The following is a 17891-nucleotide window of genomic DNA, read 5'->3' as shown; positions in this document are numbered from 1 at the left end:
AGACGGCCGACCGGGTGCGGGCGGAGGCGAACGCCGCCGCCGAGCGCATGGGCGCCGAGGCGGCCGAGGCGCTGGCCGCCGCCCAGGAGGAGGCCTCCAGGCGCCGCCGCGAGGCCGAGGAGCTGCTCACCGGCGCCCGCCAGGAGGCGGACCGCGAGCGGGCCCAGGCCCGTGAGCAGAGCGAGGAGTTGCTCGCCTCGGCCCGCAAGCGGGTCGAGGAGGCGCAGGCCGAGGCCGAGCGGCTGGTGGCCGAGGCCGAGCGGCGGGCGGCCGAACTGGTCTCCGCCGCCGAGCAGAAGGCCCAGCAGGTACGCGACTCGGTCGCCGGCATGCACCAGCAGGCCGAGGAGGAGATCGCCGGTCTGCGTTCCGCGGCCGAGCACGCCGCGGCGACCCTGCGCCGGGAGGCGAAGGAGGAGACGGACGCCGCCAAGTCGCTGGCGGAGCGCACCGTTTCGGAGGCGATCGCCGAGGCGGACCGGGTCCGGGCCACGGCGGACGAGGAGGCCGAGCGCACGCGCGCCGAGGCCGACCGCGTACGGGACGAGGCCCGTGAGGCGGCGGCGCGCCGGCTGGGCGACGCGGCCGAGCAGGCCGACCGGCTGGTCACCGAGGCCCGCGAGGAGGCCGTACGCATCGCGGCGGCCGCCGAGGAGCAGGCGGACACCATGGTGGGCGTCGCCCGCAAGGAGGCCGGGCGGCTGGTGGCCGAGGCGCGGAGCGAGAGCACCTCGCTGGTGGAGAAGTCCCGCAGCGACTCCGACACCATGCTGGAGGAGGCCCGCCGCGACGCGAGCGCCATCCGGGAGCGGGCCGAGGAGCTGCGCTCGCGCACCGAGGCCGAGGTCGAGGAACTGCACGAGCGGGCGCGCCGGGAGGCCGCCGAGGCGGTGCGGTCCGCCGGCGAGCGCGTGGACAAGCTGGTGAAGGCGGCCGACGAGCAGCTGGCCGAGGCGAAGGAGAAGGCCCGTCAGACCCGCGCGGAGGCCGACTCCGAGGCGAGCAGGGTCCGTATCGCCGCGGTGCGCAAGGCCGAGGGGCTGCTCAAGGAGGCCGAGCAGAAGAAGGCCGCGATCGTCCGGGAGGCCGAGAAGGTGCTCGCCGAGGCGGAGGCCGAGGCGAAGCGGACCCTGGAGAAGGGCAAGCGCGAGCTGGAGGTGCTGACCCGCCGTCGTGAGGACATCAACGCCGAGATCTCGCGCGTGCAGGACGTACTGGAGGCTCTGGAGTCCTTCGAGTCACCCGGCAGGGGCAAGTCCGACAAGGACGGCAAGGGGGGAAAGGGCTCTGACGGAGGATCGAACGGAGCGATCAAGGCCGGTGTGGGAGCGGGAGCGGCGCATGGCGGCGGCAAACAGGGCAAGAACTGAGCCACTCGAACGGGCGTACATTCTGCATATCAAACCGGCATCTTCTCGAAGACACGCCGTTTTCCCCCCTAGGATTCCCTCTATCACTCTCCCGTCCGACCCCGTCTGACCGACAGGAACCCCATGAGCGACAACACCTCTCCCTTCGGCTTCGAGCTCGTGCGGCGCGGCTACGACCGCGGTCAGGTGGACGACCGCATCGCGAAGCTCGTCGCCGACCGTGACAACGCGCTGGCCCGTATCGCCTCGCTGGAGAAGCGCATCGAGGAGCTGCACCTCGAGACGCAGAACGCACAGGCGCAGATCAACGACTCCGAGCCGTCGTACGCCGGACTGGGCGCCCGTGTCGAGAAGATCCTCCGTCTCGCCGAGGAGGAGGCCAAGGACCTGCGCGAGGAGGCCCGCCGGGCCGCCGAGCAGCACCGGGAGCTGGCCGAGTCCGCCGCGCAGCAGGTGCGCAACGACGCCGAGGCGTACGCCGTCGACCGCAAGGCCAAGGCGGAGGACGAGGGAGCCCGGATCGTCGAGAAGGCCAAGGGCGAGGCCGCCACGCTGCGCGCGGACGCGCAGAAGGACGCCCAGGCCAAGCGCGAGGAGGCCGACGCCCTCTTCGAGGACACCCGGGCCAAGGCCGCGCAGGCCGCCGCCGATTTCGAGACCAACCTGGCCAAGCGCCGCGAGCAGTCCGAGCGCGACCTGGCGTCCCGTCAGGCCAAGGCCGAGAAGCGGCTGGCGGAGATCGAGCACCGCGCCGAGCAGCTCCGCCTGGAGGCCGAGAAGCTGCGCACCGACGCCGAGCGCCGCGCCCGCCAGACGGTGGAGACCGCCCAGCGCCAGGCCGAGGACATCGTGGCCGACGCCAACGCCAAGGCCGACCGCATCCGCAGCGAGTCCGAGCGCGAGCTGGCGGCGCTCACCAACCGCCGCGACAGCATCAACGCCCAGCTCACCAACGTCCGCGAGATGCTGGCCACGCTCACCGGCGCGGCCGTCGCCGCGACCGGGCAGCCGAGCACCGACAGCGGCGAGGAGTCGCTGGGCGTCCCCGCCCAGCAGTCGCGCTGAGGCACGCCGACCGGGTCGGCCGCACCGGCAGACGGTGGGACACCGCGCCCCGTACCGCCCTTCGGCGGTGCGGGGCGCCGCCGTCTCCGCCCCCTTTCGCGGAGAACGCCGCGCCCCGGGGCGGACGGGAACCGGACTCCCCCCGGTAGCCTCCTAGTCCAGACGGGGCCCAGCGCCCGGACCGCGACGGCCAGCAGGGGCGGAAGAAGCATGATCGAAGCAGTCGGCCTGACGAAGCGCTACGGCGCCAAGACGGCCGTGTACAACCTCTCCTTCCGGGTGAGGCCGGGGATGGTCACCGGCTTCCTGGGCCCCAACGGCTCGGGGAAGTCCACCACCATGCGGATGATCCTGGGGCTGGACGCCCCCACCGAGGGGCGCGTCACCATCGGCGGCCACCCGTACCGCGGGCTCCCCAACGCGCCCCGGCAGGTGGGCGCCCTGCTGGACGCCAAGGCGGTGCACGGCGGGCGCAGCGCCTACAACCACCTGCTCTGCCTGGCCCAGCTCTCCGGCATCCCCGCGCGCCGTGTGGACGAGGTGCTGGGCGTCGTGGGCCTGCGGGAGGTGGCGAAGAAGCGCTCCAAGGGCTTCTCGCTCGGCATGGGTCAGCGGCTGGGCATCGCCGCGGCGCTGCTGGGCGATCCGCAGGTGCTGCTGTTCGACGAGCCGGTCAACGGCCTCGACCCGGAGGGCATCCTCTGGATCCGCAACCTGATGAAGAAGCTGGCCTCCGAGGGGCGCACGGTCTTCGTCTCCAGCCATCTGATGAGCGAGATGGCCCTGACGGCCGACCATCTGATCGTCATCGGCCGCGGCCAGTTGCTCGCGGACATGTCCGTGAAGGACTTCATCGCGCACAACTCCGCCGACTTCGCCCGGGTGCGCACCCCCGACGGCGCACCGGAGCAGCGCGACAGGCTCACCGCCGCCCTCACCGAGGCCGGCGGCGCCGTCCGGCCGGAACCGGACGGCGCGCTGCGGGTGTCCGGGCTGCCGCTGCCGCGGATCAGCGACCTGGCGCACGGGGCGGACGTACGGCTGTGGGAGCTCTCCCCGCACTCGGCCTCCCTGGAGGAGGCGTACATGCGCATGACGCAGGGCGCGGTGGACTACCGGTCCACCGAGGACACGCGGGCCGGGCTCCTGGCGCAGCCGGCGGCGGGGTACGCGGGTCCGCCCGCGGGGTACGCGGCGCCGCCGGCGGCGGGGCAGAACCCGGGGTGGCCGAACCCGTACGCGGTACCGCCGCAGCAGACCTGGCAGCCGCCGCAGCCGCACGTGCCCGCGCCGGTGCCCGCCCCCGCCGACCCGACCGAGCGCGACAGCGAGGACGCCCGATGAGCACTCCCCAGCAGAGCCAGGCCGTGCCCCCCGTGCCGCCGGGCGCCCAGCAGGCGGCCGCACCGCAGAACACACCGCAGACCGCACCGCAGGCGTTCTCCGGCCCGCCCCCCGGCGGCCACGGCTACGCCTCGCCGATCCCCGTCCGGCGCACCCACCTCGGGCACGCCGTCGCCTCCGAGTGGACCAAGATCCGCTCGGTGCGCTCGACGGTGTGGACGCTCGCCGTGATGTTCGTCCTCGTCGTCGGCGTCGGCCTGCTCATGGCCCTCGCCCTCGGCAGCCAGGACGGCCTCGGGATGCCGGTGCTGGCCGGCGGTTTCTTCGGCCTGATGCTGGGCCAGCTGTGCGTGATCACGCTCGGGGTGCTGGTGATCACCTCCGAGTACAGCACCGGGATGATCCGCACCACCCTCACCGCCTGCCCGCGGCGCGGCCGGGTGCTTGTCGCCAAGGCGCTGGTCTTCTTCCTGCTGTCCTTCACGGTGACGCTGGTCGCCTGCGCGCTGACCGCGTTCCTCCAGGCGGCGATGATCGAGGGCAAGCCCGTCCCCGAGTACATCGATCCGCAGATGCTCAACGAGCAGACGACCGCCACCGGGCAGGCCGTCGCGTCCGCCGGCGAGTGGCTGGGCGCGACGGTCGGCGCCGCGCTCTACGTGGCGCTGCTGGGCCTGCTGTCGCTGGCGGTCGGCACACTGCTGCGCAGCACCCCGGGCGCGATCACCACCATGCTCGGGCTGGTGCTGCTGCCCTTCATCGTCTCCCTGTTCCTCTTCACCGAGAGCGTGCGGGAGTTCGGCGAGAAGCTGCGGGAGTACTCGGTGCTCAACGGCCTGTCCTCGCTGTTCCGCATCCCGTTCGAGGGCGGTTCGGCCGACACCGGTTGGCCACTGCTCTGGCTGCTGGCGGGTGTCACGCTCGCCGCGCTGATCGGCGCGTACGCCCGCATCTCCGCCCGCGACGTCTGACGGGCGCCTGCGCCCCGCGCGGTCAGTACCGCGGGGCCTGACGGGACCGCTGGAGCCGTGCGCTCCGGCGGTCCCTGGCGTTCCAGCACGCCCGGTGCCAGTGCCGCCGGTCGTCCACCCGCCCTTCGCGCTGCCAGGCCACGACGTGCGGCACCCCGGGCGGGATCTCCTGGTCGCAGCCGGGGCAGCGGTAGTGCTTGGCGGCGGACTGCCCGCTGATCTGCCGCACCACCCACTCCTCGCCGCGCCAGTCGTCGGTGCGCTCCATGCCGTAGCGGCCGTCCGCCTCCCCGTCGCGGCGGGCGGACCTGCCACCGCCGCGCGGGCGGTTTCGACGCGGGGACAACAGGCACCTCACGTGGTCTCGGGGGCTTTCGGGCCCGTCGGCGGACTGCTCCGTCCAGCCTACGCAGGTCGCGGGCGGCCTCGCGCCGCACGCCCTCGCTCCCCTCCTCTTCCCGTCTCCCGTGCGGTCCGAAAAAATTCCCGGCAGGCCGTGCCCTTGGCACGTGTCAGGCGTTGTTGCCTGAAGGGGATCGCTCGGAGACCCGTCACGGGGCGGCGCCGGGGCGGTCCGGTACCGGGCAGGAGGCTGTGGTGACGCACATCGGGACATTCGTACTGGCGGGGCAGTTCCCGGGGCAGGGGCAGGGGGAGGCGCTCCACCGCGCCCTGCGCTCCGCTGAGGCCGCCGAGCGGGCCGGACTGGACTCCGTGTGGGTGGCCGAGCACCACTTCGTCCCCTACGGGGTCTGCCCCTCGGCGATCACCATGGCCGCGCTGCTGCTGGGGCGCACCCGGCGCATCGAGGTGGGCACGGCCGTGAGTGTGCTCCCCACCGTGCATCCGGTCGCCCTGGGCGAGCAGACCGCGCTGCTGCACCTCGTCTCCGGCGGCCGGTTCACCCTCGGCGTCGGCCGCGGCGGCCCCTGGGTGGACCTGGAGGTCTTCGGCGGCGGCGCCGAGGCGTACGAGCGGGGCTTCCCCGAGTCGCTGGACCTGCTGCTGCGCTGGCTGCGCGAGCCGCGCGTCGGCGCGGACGGCGAGCGCTACCGCTTCCGCGAGGTTCCCGTCGTACCGCGCCCGGACCAGGGCCTGGGCGGGCCGGACGCACCGCCCGTGCTGGTCGCCTGCACCTCCCCGACCTCCGTACGGCTGGCCGCGGCACGCGGGCTGCCGATGCTGCTGGGCATGCACTGCGGGGACGAGGAGAAGGCGGACATGGTCGCCCTGTGGCGGCGCGAGGCGCTGGCGGCGGGAGCCGACCCGGAGGCCGTGGCGGCGGCCGGACACGTGTCGGCCGGGGTGGCGCAGGTGGCCGACACCCGCGACGAGGCCGTGGAGACGCTCACCAAGGCGATGCCCGGCTGGCTGCGGCAGGGGCTGGAGGCCCACACGACCGTGGACGGCCGGGCGCGCTCGATGCGCGACCCGCTCGCCTACACCGAACTGCTGTGCTCACTGCACCCGGTCGGCCCGCCCCGGCTGTGCGCGGACCGGCTCGCGGCCACCGCCGAGCGGACCGGGATCGGCCGGTTCGCACTGCTGGTCGAGGGCTCCGGCGACCTGGCCGGCACCGAACTGAACGTTCAGCGCCTGGGCGCCGAGGTGCTGCCGCTCCTCCCCCGAGCAGCGGCAGCCCTTGCGCCTTCGGGCACGCCATCGGGCACAGCGCCGGACGAGGGCGCGGGGACGGGTGAGGGCGCGGGGACGGGCGAGGCGCCCTGACCGGCCGCCGGCCCGCTCGCCGCCGCTCACCGCCCGCCCGCGGTCAGCAGTCGCGCAGTTCCGGCGACTGGTTGAGGAGCTGACCTCGGACGGAGGTGAAGCGGGCGAGCCGCTCGTCCGCGGAGGGGTCCAGCGGGAAGACCGCGACCCGGTGGCAGTTCTGGAAGGCCAGTCTCACACCGAAGTGGCGCTCCAGCGCACCGCGTATCGCGTCGCTGGCCAGTGCGCGCAGCAGCTGGCCACGCGCCTGCTCGTCCGGCGGCGGTGTCTGGTTGTCGGCGAACTCCCCGCCGTCCACCCTGAGTTCGGCCACCAGAGAACTGATCATGTCCCATGCGTAGGGCAGGGACGTACGGACGCAGTCGACGAAGGCCGCCTCGTCGACCTCGCCTCGCTCGGCCTGCTCCAGGAGGGCCGGTGAGACGTCGAGCGACATGGGTTCTCCTCTCGCGATCCCGGGCATACCAGGACCTCAGGGACGGAATGTCGGGGCTGCGCGTAACCGAACGATCTCGTACGGCGACCCCCAGGCTGCAACGTTATGCCCGCGCGTACCGCGGCACCAGGCTCGTGGGCACACAACAAGCCACGCCCGAACGGTGATCGAACGGGGAGAAGCAGGGGCGAATCGCGTGGACAGCCCGTCGTCCAGTAGCGTGGCCGACCATGCGTCTCGTCATCGCCCGCTGCTCCGTGGACTACGCCGGAAGGCTCACAGCCCACCTCCCGTCGGCTCCCCGTCTCATCCTGGTGAAGGCCGACGGATCGGTCTCGGTCCATGCGGACGACAGGGCCTACAAGCCCCTCAACTGGATGTCTCCGCCATGCACCCTCAAAGAGGGCGAGGAGGACGGCGTCGGCGTCTGGACGGTGGTCAACAAATCGGGGGAGAAACTCATCATCACGATGGAGGAGGTCCTGCACGACTCCTCGCACGAACTCGGCGTCGATCCCGGCCTGATCAAGGACGGCGTGGAGGCCCACCTACAGGAACTCCTCGCTGACCGAATGGAGACCCTCGGCGAGGGCTGGTCGCTGATACGGCGTGAGTACCCCACCGCCATCGGGCCGGTGGACATCCTGTGCCGGGACGCGGAGGGGACCACCGTCGCGATCGAGATCAAGCGGCGCGGCGAGATCGACGGCGTCGAGCAGCTCACCCGCTATCTGGAACTGCTCAACCGCGATCCCCACCTCGCCCCGGTGCGCGGGGTGTTCGCGGCCCAGGAGATCAAGCCGCAGGCACGCGTGCTGGCCACGGACCGCGGCATCGACTGCGTCGTCCTCGACTACGACGCGCTGCGCGGCATCGAGGACGACAAGCTGCGGCTGTTCTGACCTCCCCTCACCCACCCGGTACGCACGCCGGGGCCGGGGCCGCGCACCGAGCGCGGGACTCCGGCCCCGGCGTGTCCGGCCGGGCTCCGGTCAGATGACCGGGCTCTCCGTGGAGTCCTGGGACGCCTGGCCGCTGCTCGGCGCGGCACTGTCGGACGCCGTCCCGCTGGCGGTGACGCTTCCGCCGGCTCCGCCCGTCGTCGGCTCCGAGGAGGTGGATGTGGAAGGAGACGGGGACGGGGACTCGTCTCCTGGCGGGGGGTCCTCGCTACCAGGGTCTCCCGACGTACCGCCCGAGGGCGGGTCCTCGTCGTCCGGGTCTCCTGCACCGCCCGCGCCGGAGCCGCCCGAGTCCGAACCGCCGGAGTCCGAACCACCCGAACCGCCGCCCGAGGTGGTCGACCCACCAGGCTTCTCGGTGTCCTTCCCCGCGCCGCCGGATGTCGTGCCGCTCTCCTCCTCCGCCTCCTCCGAGGGCTCGCCCGTGCCGGACGCCTCCGGGTCGGCCGAGCCCGTCCCGCTGTCGGACGGTTCGCCGGGGACGGCCGGTGCGCTGCTCGCCCCCGGCTTCTCACCGCGCTCGTCGCCGTCGTCCGGCGCGGGCTCGTCGACGGTGATGCCGTCGTCCTCACGGGAGGTGACCGCCGGGTTGACGTTGCCGGCGGGCTCCTCGCTCCCCGAGGTCATGCCGATCGTCACGACCGTGCCCACCAGTGCGGCCAGCAGCGCGCCCGCGCCCGCCGCGAAGACGTTGCGCCGGGCTCCGCGGATCGCGAGCCCGCGCGGGCCGCGGCGGCCGTCGTCCGGGCCGGCCGCGCCGTGCGCGGTCCGTACGAACGGCGTCGGCCGGGTCAGCGCCTCGCTGCCGTAGGTGCCGCTGCCGGGCGCCTCGTCGAAGGCGCTGCCGACCGTCACCGGCGGAACCGCCAGGGCCGGAGGGAGCTTGTCGAGCCTCGGCGTGCCGCCGGTGGTCTGCGGACCGGACGGGGCCGGCGCCACGGCCGGCGGTACGGAGGCCCCGGACTGCTTCGCCGGAGTCGGGCGTCTGGGAAGCGCGGGCGGAGTGGAGGCGTCGGCCGCGGCGGGCGGCACCGCGACGGCCGGCAGCGCCCCGCCGAGGGCCTTCCCCGCCTCCCCAAGCCCCCCGGCGGCCTTGTCCCGGCCGCCCTCGGACTCGATCACGAAGCGGTCCTCGACCAGGGCCAGCGCACGCCGTCCGGCGACCGTGCCCCGGCGGTCCGCGAGCACTCCGCGCAGCCCGATGGAGGCCTCGAGCTCGGCGCGGGCCCGGTCCAGGTGGCCGGTGCACAGGGCGAGCACCCCGAGGTCGTGGTGGAAGTACGCCTCCTCGGCGACCTCGCCCGCCGTACGCGCCGCCTCCTGGCCGCCGCGCAGGATCCGCTCCCAGGGGCCCCAGTGCAGCGAGGCGGCGAGCATGGGCGCGGCGGTACGGGCCAGCAGCACGGCCGCGCTGGCGTGGCCGCCGCGCTGGGCGCCCTGGACGGCGGCGAGCACCGCCTCGGCCTCCTGCGCCACCCGCTCCGGGGTGACCGAGGGGTGGCCGGTCCACCAGGCGTAGTGCTGGGCGGCGGTGCGGGCGCGGTCGTCGGCTCCGTCGGCGTATCCGGCGTCGGCCAGTTGCCCGGCCACGTCCGGGGCGAGCCGGTGGTACGTCCCGGCGGTGGTGACCAGGCCGCAGGCGAGCAGCTCGCCCAGGGAGGCGTCGGCGTCGGCGTCGTCCACCAGCGCGGGCAGGTGTGCCGGGTGCGGCAGCACGCCGCCGAGCGCCACGGCGAAGCGCAGCACCTCGCGGGTGCTCTCGGACAGCCGGGCGGCCAGGAGGGCGGCGGGGGCCGCGCCCTCGGCGAGCGTCGGCAGCGGTGAGCCGGTCCGGCCGCTCCTCCCGGTGCTCTCGGCGCTCCCCGCGGCCTCGCCGTCCTCGGCGTCCGCCTCGTCACCGCCGCTGCCGTCGCCGCCGGCCGCCGGCCGCGCGGCCTCCGCGTCGCGCTGCCGCAGCAGCGCGCCGGCCTGGACGAAGCGCAGCGGAAGCCCCTCGGACTCGAACCACAGGTCACCGACCCAGCCGGCCTCGTCCTCGGTCAGCGGGCGGCGGACGATGTGCTCCATCAGCTCCCGGCAGGCGGAGCGGCTGATGCCGGAGAGGGCGACCTCCTCCAGGGGCGCGTCGGCGGAGGGCGCGGGGGCCTCGGGCGCGACCGTGATCAGGAAGGCGCACTCGGGGGTGGCGTCGAGGAGGGAGTCGAGCGCCTGGCCGCCGAACTCGATGTCGTCCAGCAGGACGACCGCGCCCACGCCGCGTACCGCCTCCTCCAGCTCGGCGCGGTCGGGGCGGTGCCGGGGCGCGTCGTGGACGGCGGCGAACAGCTCGTACAGCACGTCCGCGGCCGTGCGCTGGGTGCCGCTGAGCCGGATGACGCCGTCCGGGGCGAGGTCGGCGCACTCGGTGGCGACGGCGGCCAGCAGGGAGCTGCGTCCGGAGCCGGGCGCCCCGGTGAGCCGGACCGAGCGTCCGCGCCTGAGCAGTTGGAGGAGGCGCTCGCGCTCCGCCGTGCGTTCCAGCAGCGGCAGGTCGGGCAGGGAGATCCCGGCGGGGAGCGGTGCCACGGCGGCGCGCTCCCGCTCGGCGCGGGACTCGGGGGTGCGCCGGCGGGGTGCGCCGGGGCGCTCGCCGGGCGGGCAGGGCTCGATCTCGCTGCCGTCGACGGGATTGACGGTCAGCAGGTACTCGCCCGCTATGAGCGGGATCGCGCGGGTGGTGCTCCCGCTGTCCTGATCCTCGGATCCCCGGTCGTTCGGGTCCATGGTGGTGCCCCCAGATGCGGTGCGTACTCGAAGCTCAGCTCTCCAGGGCCGACCGCACGCTCGCCTTCGCTCGTGGTCCGGTGGCCGTCCGCAGCGCAGTGTAGGCGGCGGGTCCCAGAACCCTATTGCCTGGCCCGGGAGTGGGGGCAAGCCCGGACGGGGCCCCTGACCCAATAGTTATGGCTTGGTCAGGGTCCCGCCCTCGGCGAGCCCGCCTCCCTCGATGGCCAGGATGCGGTGCAGGCGGGTGGCCACCAGCAGGCGCTGCATCTGGGGCGGCACGTCCCGCAGGACGAGGCGGCGCCCGCACCGGCCCGCCCGCCGGTGCGCGCCCATGATCACGCCGAGGCCGGTCGCGTCCCACGAGTCCAGCTCGGCGAGGTCCAGCACGAGATCGCCCTCTCCGGAGTCGACCGCGGTGTGCAGGACCGATCGGGCGTCCGCCGCGCTGCGGACGTCGAGGCGACCTCCGACGACCAGTTCAGCGTGGTCGCCCCTGATGTGCATATCCGCTCCCCCGGAAAAGAAGTGGTCCGTCTGTGACTGTTGTCTGCCTATGTCTCACCACAACTGACTGCCCGTTCGGCGGCGGAGTTGCCGCCCGCCGCCGAATCGGCACCGAATTCACCCGTAGGGGCGACCCGCCTGTGTGCCGTACGGGCCCTTCAGTAGCGGTAGAAGCCCTGGCCGCTCTTGCGGCCGATGTCCCCGGCGTCCACCATGCGCCGCATCAGCTCCGGCGGGGCGAACTTCTCGTCCTGGGACTCGGTGTAGATGTTCTCCGTGGCGTGCAGCAGGATGTCGACGCCGGTGAGGTCCGCGGTGGCCAGCGGGCCCATGGCGTGCCCGAAGCCCAGCTTGCAGGCGATGTCGATGTCCTCGGCGGTCGCCACGCCCGACTCGTGGAGCTTGGCGGCCTCGACGACCAGGGCCGAGATCAGCCGGGTGGTGACGAAGCCCGCGACATCCCGGTTGACGACGATACAGGTCTTGCCGACGCCCTCGGCGAACTCCCTTGCCGCGGCGAGGGTTTCGTCGCTGGTCTTGTAGCCGCGCACCAGCTCGCACAGCTGCATCATCGGCACCGGGGAGAAGAAGTGGGTGCCCACGACCCGCTCGGGGCGCTCCGTCACCGCCGCGATCTTGGTGATCGGGATGGCGGAGGTGTTGGAGGCGAGCACGGCCTCGTCCCTCACCAGGCCGTCGAGCGTGCGGAAGATCTCCTGCTTGACGTCGATCCGCTCGAAGACGGCCTCGACCACGATGTCGGCCTCGGAGGCGGCGTCGAGATCGGTGGTGGCGGTGATGCGGCCGAGCGCAGCCTCCGCGTCCTCGGCGGTCAGCTTCCCCTTCGAGACGAACTTGTCGTACGAGGCCCGGATCCCGTCCGTGCCGCGCCTGAGCGCCTCGTCGGTGACGTCGCGCAGCACCACGTCCCAGCCCGCCTGGGCGGAGACCTGGGCGATGCCCGATCCCATGAGTCCGGCTCCGATGACGGCGAGCTTCTTGGCCACGTGTATGTCCCCTCTGCGGCTTTGCGGTGCGACTCTCAGGCGGACCCTAGCGCCCGTGAGCGCGCGGTGGGCGGGGAAGAGATGCGCGTCACGTCTCACATGGCGGACATCACACTCGCGCGGGTCATCCGGCGGCCCGCCGCGCCCAGTTGGGGGGTACGGCGGGCGGGGGCGCGCGGCCCGTGACGGTGGGCACACCTCTGCTCCGGCGGGCCGGAGCGTGGCTAGGCTCGGCCCATGGTCAACCTGACACGCATCTACACGCGCACCGGCGACGACGGCACCACCGCCCTCGGCGACATGAGCCGTACCGCCAAGACCGACTCCCGCATCTCGGCCTACGCCGACGCCAACGAGGCCAACGCCGCGATCGGGGTGGCCATCGCGCTCGGCGATCTGCCCGAGGAGATCACCAAAGTCCTGGTCCGGGTGCAGAACGACCTGTTCGACGTGGGTGCGGACCTGGCCACGCCGGTGGTGGAGAACCCCGAGTACCCGCCGCTGCGGGTGCGGCAGAGCTACATCGACAAGCTGGAGGCGGACTGCGACCGCTTCCTGGCCGATCTGGAGAAGCTGCGCAGCTTCATCCTCCCGGGCGGCACCCCGGGCGCTGCCCTGCTCCACCAGGCGTGCACGGTCGTTCGCCGCGCCGAGCGCTCGACGTGGGCGGCGCTGGAGGAACACGGCGAGGTCATGAACCGGCTGACGGCGACCTACCTCAACCGGCTGTCGGACCTGCTGTTCATCCTGGCCAGGTCCGCCAACAAGGAGGTGGGCGACATCCTCTGGGTCCCCGGCGAGAACCGCTGACCCGCGGGGGGCTGCGGCCCGCCGGCGTCCGAAAGCCCCCGTCCCGCCCCCGGGGACGGGGGCTTCGGCCGTCTCCGGCGCGCATAGGCGCGGGGCGTCAGTGCCCGGCCGCCTCCCGCTCGGCGGGCCGGGGGCCGCCGAGGTCCCGCGGCTCCCCCCGGAGCGTCCTCGGCTTCTTGGGCCAGATCGTGTAGCTGAGCGCGATGACCACGCTGACGCCGATGACGAGGAGCATCCTGGTCTGCCACTGCACCAGCGACCCGCTCCGCCCGGCGTCCCCCACGTACCAGACCGCGCCCTGGAGGAGCGCCAGGGCGATCGCCGCGCCGAGCACCGAGCGGGCGCACATCCTCCACTCGTGGACGGCGCGCGCCCTCCCGTACCTCGGAGGCCCGGCAGGCGGCGGACCGCCCGCGAAGCGGTGGGCGAAGTGCCCGTCGGCCCACTTGATCATGTAGTGGCCGTAGGCCACGGTGAAGCCGATGTAGACGGCCGCCATGCCGTGCGTCCAGTTCCCCTCGGCGCCGTTGCGCAGGTCGACCGCGGTGGCGCACAGCAGCACCACCTCCAGCAGCGGCTCGCACAGCAGCACGGCGGCGCCCAGGCGGGGTTTCCGGGCGGCGTAGCGCAGCGCCAGCCCGGCGGCGAGCAGCACCCAGAAGGCCACCTCGCAGGCGATGATCAGTGTGACGACCACGGCGGACCACTCCTCTTCCCTCTGCGGCTCCAGCCTGGCCGCCGCCCGGCCCCGGCGCGTCGTCTGCCGTGACGATCCCGGACTGCATCCTTCGATGTACTCCGCCCGCTCCCGTACCGGCCCGTGCGTGGAGGCGGGCGGGCGGTGCGGCGGTGTTGGATGGCGGGGTGAGCACCACCCGTTCCGCGTTGCCCCGCCCGCCCCGGGAGGACCTGCTGATCGCCGCCGCCGGCCTGGTGGGCGGGGTGGCGATGTGGGCCCTGGGGCTGTTCAACAACCCTCGTCCCCCGCTCGGGGGCGGCTGGGTGCTGCTGCCGCTGGCGGTGATGGCACTGGCGGAGGCGCTGCGCCGTACCGCGCCGTCCGCCGCGCTGGTGCTCGGGGTGGTCGCGCTGGCCGGCGACCTGCTCACCCGGTCGCTGCTGGCGACGATCGTGATGTTCTCCGACCTGGTCTACGCGGCCGTGCTCTACGGCGGACCGAGGCTGTCGCGGGCCGTACCGCCCGCGAGCGCCGCGCTGACCGCAGCCGTGACCGTGGGCGCCCTGGCCGCCGTCCGCGACCCGCAGGCACTGCTGGTGGGGTTCGTCTGCGGGCTGATCACGGTCGGTCCGGCGTGGACGGGCGTCATCGTCCGCGACCACCGCAACGCCGCCGCAGCCGAGCGGCTGCGCGCCGAGCAGACCGCGCTGCTGGCGGAGATGGACCGCGTACAGGCCGTCACCGCCGAGCGCTCCCGGATGGCCCGCGAACTGCACGACGTGGTCGCGGGCCACCTCTCCGCCATCGCCGTCCACGCCACCGCGGCGCAGTCGCTCGACGACCGCGCCGCCACCGGGGACGCGCTGGCCGTGATCCGCGAGAACAGCGTGCAGGGGTTGGCCGAAATGCGCCGTCTGATCGGTCTGCTGCGGACCGCCGGCGGCGATGAGGAGGTGTCCGCCGCGCCGACCCTGGACGGCCTGGACGCGCTGCTGGCCCACGCACGCAGGCACGGTGCGGCCGGAGGGCTCTCCTTCTCCCTGCGCGACGAGCGCTCCGGCGGCGCCCTTCCGGCCCCCGTGGAACTGGCGGCCTACCGCATCGCCCAGGAGTCCCTGACCAACGCGCTCAAGCACGCCTCCCCCGGAGAGGTGGCCGTCGTCCTGACCTCGCCCGGCGGGGGCGGGGAGGGGGGAGGGGACGGCGGCGGCGAGGACGCGCTGACCATCACCGTCACCAGCCCCTGCGACCGGCGCCCCGGCCCGCGCGCCCCCGGCTCGGGCGCCGGGCTGGTCGGGATGCGCGAGCGCGCCGAACTGCTGGGCGGCGCCTTCGGAGCGGGTCCGGTCGAGGCGGCCGGCGGCACACGGTGGGAGGTGCGGGCGGTACTGCCCCTCGGGGAGACCGCCCGGAAGGACACCGCGGAAGGCGGGACCGGAAGCGGCGGAAGCGGTGGAAGCGGCGGAGACGGAACGAGGGGAAGGGGCGGGGGATGACCATCCGGGTGCTCGTGGCCGAGGACCAGTCGGCGGTGCGCGCCGGGCTCGTCCTGATCCTGCGCGGTGCGGCGGACATCGAGGTCGTGGGGGAGGCGCCGGACGGCGAGGAGGCGGTGCGGCTGGCCCGTGAGCTCCGGCCGGACCTGGTGCTGATGGATGTGCGGATGCCGCGCCTGGACGGGGTCTCGGCGACCGAGCGGGTGGTCGGCGAGGGACTGGCCGACGTGCTGGTGCTGACCACCTTCGACCTCGACGCGTACGTCTTCGGCGCGCTGCGCGCGGGTGCGGCGGGCTTCCTGCTCAAGGACAGCGAGGCGGCGCAACTGGTGGACGCGGTAAGGGCGGTGGCGCGCGGCGAGGGGGTGATCGCCCCGGTCGTGACGCGGCGGCTGATCCGGGAGTTCGCCCGCTCCTCCGCGGCCCCCGGGGGCGGGCGCCGGGCCGATCCCGCCGTGCTCGACGTCCTCACCCGGCGTGAGCGCGAGGTGCTGGCCTGCCTGGGCGAGGGACTGTCCAACGCGGAGGTCGCCGCGCGGTTGGCGATGGCGGAGGCGACGGTGAAGACGCACGTCAGCCGGCTGCTGGCGAAGCTGGAGCTGCGCAGCAGGGTGCAGGCCGCGGTGCTGGCGCAGGAGTTGGGGGTGACCGAGGGATGAATTCCTTATTGGTGCATACCTGTTGACCGGTGGTCCAGACCAATCTACGCTCCAGGTCAACTGCACGCCCATGCCATGCACATGGCACTCTCCACGAGCGGCGCAGGAGACCCCCAACGGCCCGGTCCGGCACCGGGCCCTGTGCGAGGAGCGCTCTTGAGAACGAAGACCACCGCACACCGCATCAGACGGAAAGCCATAGCCGTCGCGGCCGCGATGCTGATGCCCCTCGGCGCCCTGGTCGCCCTGGCCTCCCCGGCCCAGGCCGCCGAGCAGGCGACCGCCACCTTCTCCAAGCCCTCCGACTGGGGAAGCGGCTTCGAGGGCAAGTGGACGATCAAGAACACCGGTGACACCACCATCAGCAGCTGGACGCTGAAGTGGGACTTCCCCACCGGCACCAAGGTCGGCTCCGCCTGGGACGCCACCGTCACCAACTCCGGCAACACCTACACCGCCAAGAACATGGGCTGGAACGGCACCCTGGCCCCCGGCGCCAGCGTCAGCTTCGGCTTCAACGGCACCGGCACCGGCTCCCCCTCCAACTGCACCGTCAACGGCCGCCCCTGCGACGGCTCGGGCGGGGGGAACCCCGAGGACGCCCCGCCCGGCGCACCCGGCACCCCCACCGCGAGCGGCATCACCGACACCTCCGTCAAGCTGAACTGGGGCGCCGCGAGCGACGACAAGGGCGTCAAGAACTACGACGTCCTGCGCAACGGCACCAAGGTCGCCACCGTCACCGGCACCTCGCACACCGACTCCGGCCTGACGGCGGGCACCACCTACACCTACTCGGTGGTGGCGCGCGACACCGCCGACCAGACCGGACCGGCGAGCGGTTCCGTCACCGTCAGGACCACCGGCGGCGACGGCGGGGGCGGCACCCCGGGCCAGTACGTCAACCTGGGGTACTTCACCGAGTGGGGCATCTACGGGCGCAACTACCACGTGAAGGACATCGTCACCTCCGGCTCCGCCGAGAAGCTGACGCACATCAACTACTCCTTCGGCAACGTCCAGGGCGGCAAGTGCACCATCGGTGACGCCTTCGCCGCGACCGACAAGGCCTACACCGCCGAGCAGAGCGTCGACGGCAAGGCCGACACCTGGGACCAGCCGCTGCGCGGCAACTTCAACCAGCTGCTGAAGCTGAAGAAGATGTACCCGCACATCAAGGTCCTGTGGTCCTTCGGCGGCTGGACCTGGTCCGGCGGCTTCCCCGACGCCATGAAGAACCCGGTCGCGTTCGCCAAGTCCTGCAACCAGCTGGTCAACGACCCCCGCTGGCAGGGCCTGTTCGACGGCATCGACCTGGACTGGGAGTACCCCAACGCCTGCGGTCTGACCTGTGACACCAGCGGCCCGGCCGTGATGAGGACCATGGCCCAGGCGTTCCGCGCCGAGTTCGGCAAGCAGCTCGTGACCGCGGCGATCACCGCCGACGCCTCCAGCGGCGGCAAGATCGACTCGGCGGACTACGGCGGCGCGGCCCAGTACCTCGACTGGTACAACGTGATGACGTACGACTACTTCGGCGCCTGGGACAAGACCGGGCCGACCGCCCCGCACTCACCGCTGACGTCGTACGCCGGCATACCGAACCAGGCGTTCAACTCCGACGCCGCGATCCAGAAGCTCAAGGCCAAGGGCGTCCCGGCCAAGAAGCTGCTGCTGGGCATCGGCTTCTACGGCCGCGGCTGGACCGGTGTGACCCAGAAGGAGCCCGGCGGCACCGCCACCGGCGCCGCGCCCGGCAAGTACGAGGCCGGCATCGAGGACTACAAGATCCTCAAGGAGCGCTGCCCGGCCAACGGCACCGTCGCCGGCACCGCGTACGCGCACTGCGGCAACGAGTGGTGGAGCTACGACACCCCGGCCACCATCACGGGGAAGATGAGCTACGCCAAGCAGCAGAACCTCGGCGGAGCCTTCTTCTGGGAGATCAGCGGAGACACCGCGAACGGCGAGCTGATCACCGCCATCCACAACGGGCTGAACAAGTGACGCCCGGGCGGTGACCCGCCCCACGCACCACCGGAAGTGACAGAACCGGGGAGACGGCCCGTAAGCCGTCTCCCCGGTTCGCTGTCC

The 17891-nt window shown here is 73.4% G+C and carries 14 protein-coding genes and 2 pseudogenes; 10 read left to right on the top strand and 6 right to left on the bottom strand.

What is annotated here, in order from left to right; genetic code table 11:
- From ACLIYP_RS08590 to ACLIYP_RS08575, 4 genes and pseudogenes are all read left to right on the top strand, one after another.
- Positions 1-1370 (top strand): annotated as a pseudogene (locus tag ACLIYP_RS08590) (hypothetical protein); the annotation flags it as partial.
- A gap of 123 nt (positions 1371-1493) precedes the next feature.
- Positions 1494-2435, top strand: coding sequence for a coiled-coil domain-containing protein (locus tag ACLIYP_RS08585; protein ID WP_412712528.1), 942 nt, complete (start codon positions 1494-1496; stop codon positions 2433-2435).
- A gap of 210 nt (positions 2436-2645) precedes the next feature.
- Entirely contained in the window at positions 2646-3779 is a 1134-nt protein-coding gene (locus ACLIYP_RS08580) for an ABC transporter ATP-binding protein (RefSeq protein ID WP_412712527.1), read from the top strand.
- Entirely contained in the window at positions 3776-4750 is a 975-nt protein-coding gene (locus tag ACLIYP_RS08575; RefSeq protein WP_412712526.1) for an ABC transporter permease, read from the top strand. The genes ACLIYP_RS08580 and ACLIYP_RS08575 overlap by 4 nt, the downstream gene beginning before the upstream one ends.
- Before the next feature lie 22 nt (positions 4751-4772).
- On the opposite strand, the gene ACLIYP_RS08570 is transcribed toward ACLIYP_RS08575, so the two are convergent.
- Positions 4773-5096: an ATP/GTP-binding protein gene (locus tag ACLIYP_RS08570; protein ID WP_412712525.1), complete on the bottom strand. Its 324-nt coding sequence runs from the start codon at positions 5094-5096 to the stop codon at positions 4773-4775.
- A 251-nt stretch (positions 5097-5347) separates the two neighbouring features.
- Between ACLIYP_RS08570 and ACLIYP_RS08565 the strand changes: the two are divergent.
- A pseudogene (locus ACLIYP_RS08565) lies at positions 5348-6373 on the top strand (LLM class flavin-dependent oxidoreductase); the annotation flags it as partial.
- 148 nt (positions 6374-6521) lie between these two features.
- On the opposite strand, the gene ACLIYP_RS08560 reads toward ACLIYP_RS08565, so the two are convergent.
- Positions 6522-6914 (bottom strand): SCO5389 family protein, encoded by a 393-nt coding sequence (locus ACLIYP_RS08560; RefSeq protein WP_093661915.1) that lies wholly within the window; start codon positions 6912-6914, stop codon positions 6522-6524.
- 230 nt (positions 6915-7144) lie between these two features.
- Here ACLIYP_RS08560 and nucS point away from each other — a divergent pair, with 230 nt between their 5' ends.
- Positions 7145-7816 (top strand): endonuclease NucS, encoded by a 672-nt coding sequence (nucS, locus tag ACLIYP_RS08555; RefSeq protein ID WP_237878629.1) that lies wholly within the window; start codon positions 7145-7147, stop codon positions 7814-7816.
- A gap of 90 nt (positions 7817-7906) precedes the next feature.
- On the opposite strand, the gene ACLIYP_RS08550 is transcribed toward nucS, so the two are convergent.
- The 3 genes from ACLIYP_RS08550 to ACLIYP_RS08540 all read right to left on the bottom strand — a co-directional run bounded on the left by ACLIYP_RS08550 (position 7907) and on the right by ACLIYP_RS08540 (position 12153).
- Positions 7907-10639 (bottom strand): ATP-binding protein, encoded by a 2733-nt coding sequence (locus ACLIYP_RS08550; protein ID WP_412712524.1) that lies wholly within the window; start codon positions 10637-10639, stop codon positions 7907-7909.
- A gap of 177 nt (positions 10640-10816) precedes the next feature.
- Entirely contained in the window at positions 10817-11146 is a 330-nt protein-coding gene (locus ACLIYP_RS08545) for an STAS domain-containing protein (protein ID WP_093661921.1), read from the bottom strand.
- Between the two features lie 158 nt (positions 11147-11304).
- Positions 11305-12153 (bottom strand): 3-hydroxyacyl-CoA dehydrogenase family protein, encoded by an 849-nt coding sequence (locus ACLIYP_RS08540; RefSeq protein WP_093661923.1) that lies wholly within the window; start codon positions 12151-12153, stop codon positions 11305-11307.
- 237 nt (positions 12154-12390) lie between these two features.
- On the opposite strand from ACLIYP_RS08540, the gene ACLIYP_RS08535 reads away from it, so the two are divergent.
- On the top strand, positions 12391-12963 hold the full coding sequence (locus ACLIYP_RS08535; RefSeq protein ID WP_412712523.1) for a cob(I)yrinic acid a,c-diamide adenosyltransferase: 573 nt from the start codon (positions 12391-12393) through the stop codon (positions 12961-12963).
- Positions 12964-13060: 97 nt separating this feature from the next.
- On the opposite strand, the gene ACLIYP_RS08530 is transcribed toward ACLIYP_RS08535, so the two are convergent.
- Positions 13061-13660, bottom strand: a complete 600-nt coding sequence (locus ACLIYP_RS08530) for a hypothetical protein (protein WP_412712522.1) — start codon at positions 13658-13660, stop codon at positions 13061-13063.
- Positions 13661-13827: 167 nt separating this feature from the next.
- Between ACLIYP_RS08530 and ACLIYP_RS08525 the strand changes: the two genes are divergently transcribed.
- The 3 genes from ACLIYP_RS08525 to ACLIYP_RS08515 all read left to right on the top strand — a co-directional run bounded on the left by ACLIYP_RS08525 (position 13828) and on the right by ACLIYP_RS08515 (position 17804).
- Positions 13828-15138, top strand: a complete 1311-nt coding sequence (locus ACLIYP_RS08525; RefSeq protein WP_412712521.1) for a sensor histidine kinase — start codon at positions 13828-13830, stop codon at positions 15136-15138.
- Positions 15135-15797, top strand: coding sequence for a response regulator (locus tag ACLIYP_RS08520; protein ID WP_412712520.1), 663 nt, complete (start codon positions 15135-15137; stop codon positions 15795-15797). Before ACLIYP_RS08525 ends, ACLIYP_RS08520 begins: the two co-directional genes overlap by 4 nt.
- Before the next feature lie 216 nt (positions 15798-16013).
- The gene (locus ACLIYP_RS08515) at positions 16014-17804 is read left to right on the top strand and encodes a glycosyl hydrolase family 18 protein (protein ID WP_459076342.1); all 1791 of its coding nucleotides are present in this window, start codon (positions 16014-16016) and stop codon (positions 17802-17804) included.
- Positions 17805-17891: the final 87 nt, after the last annotated feature.

Source organism: Streptomyces nanhaiensis, from assembly GCF_046614825.1.
In the GTDB taxonomy this organism is placed as follows: domain Bacteria; phylum Actinomycetota; class Actinomycetes; order Streptomycetales; family Streptomycetaceae; genus Streptomyces; species Streptomyces radiopugnans.
Note: the sequence above shows the minus strand (reverse complement) of the source record. Positions and strands in the feature narration are given on the sequence as shown.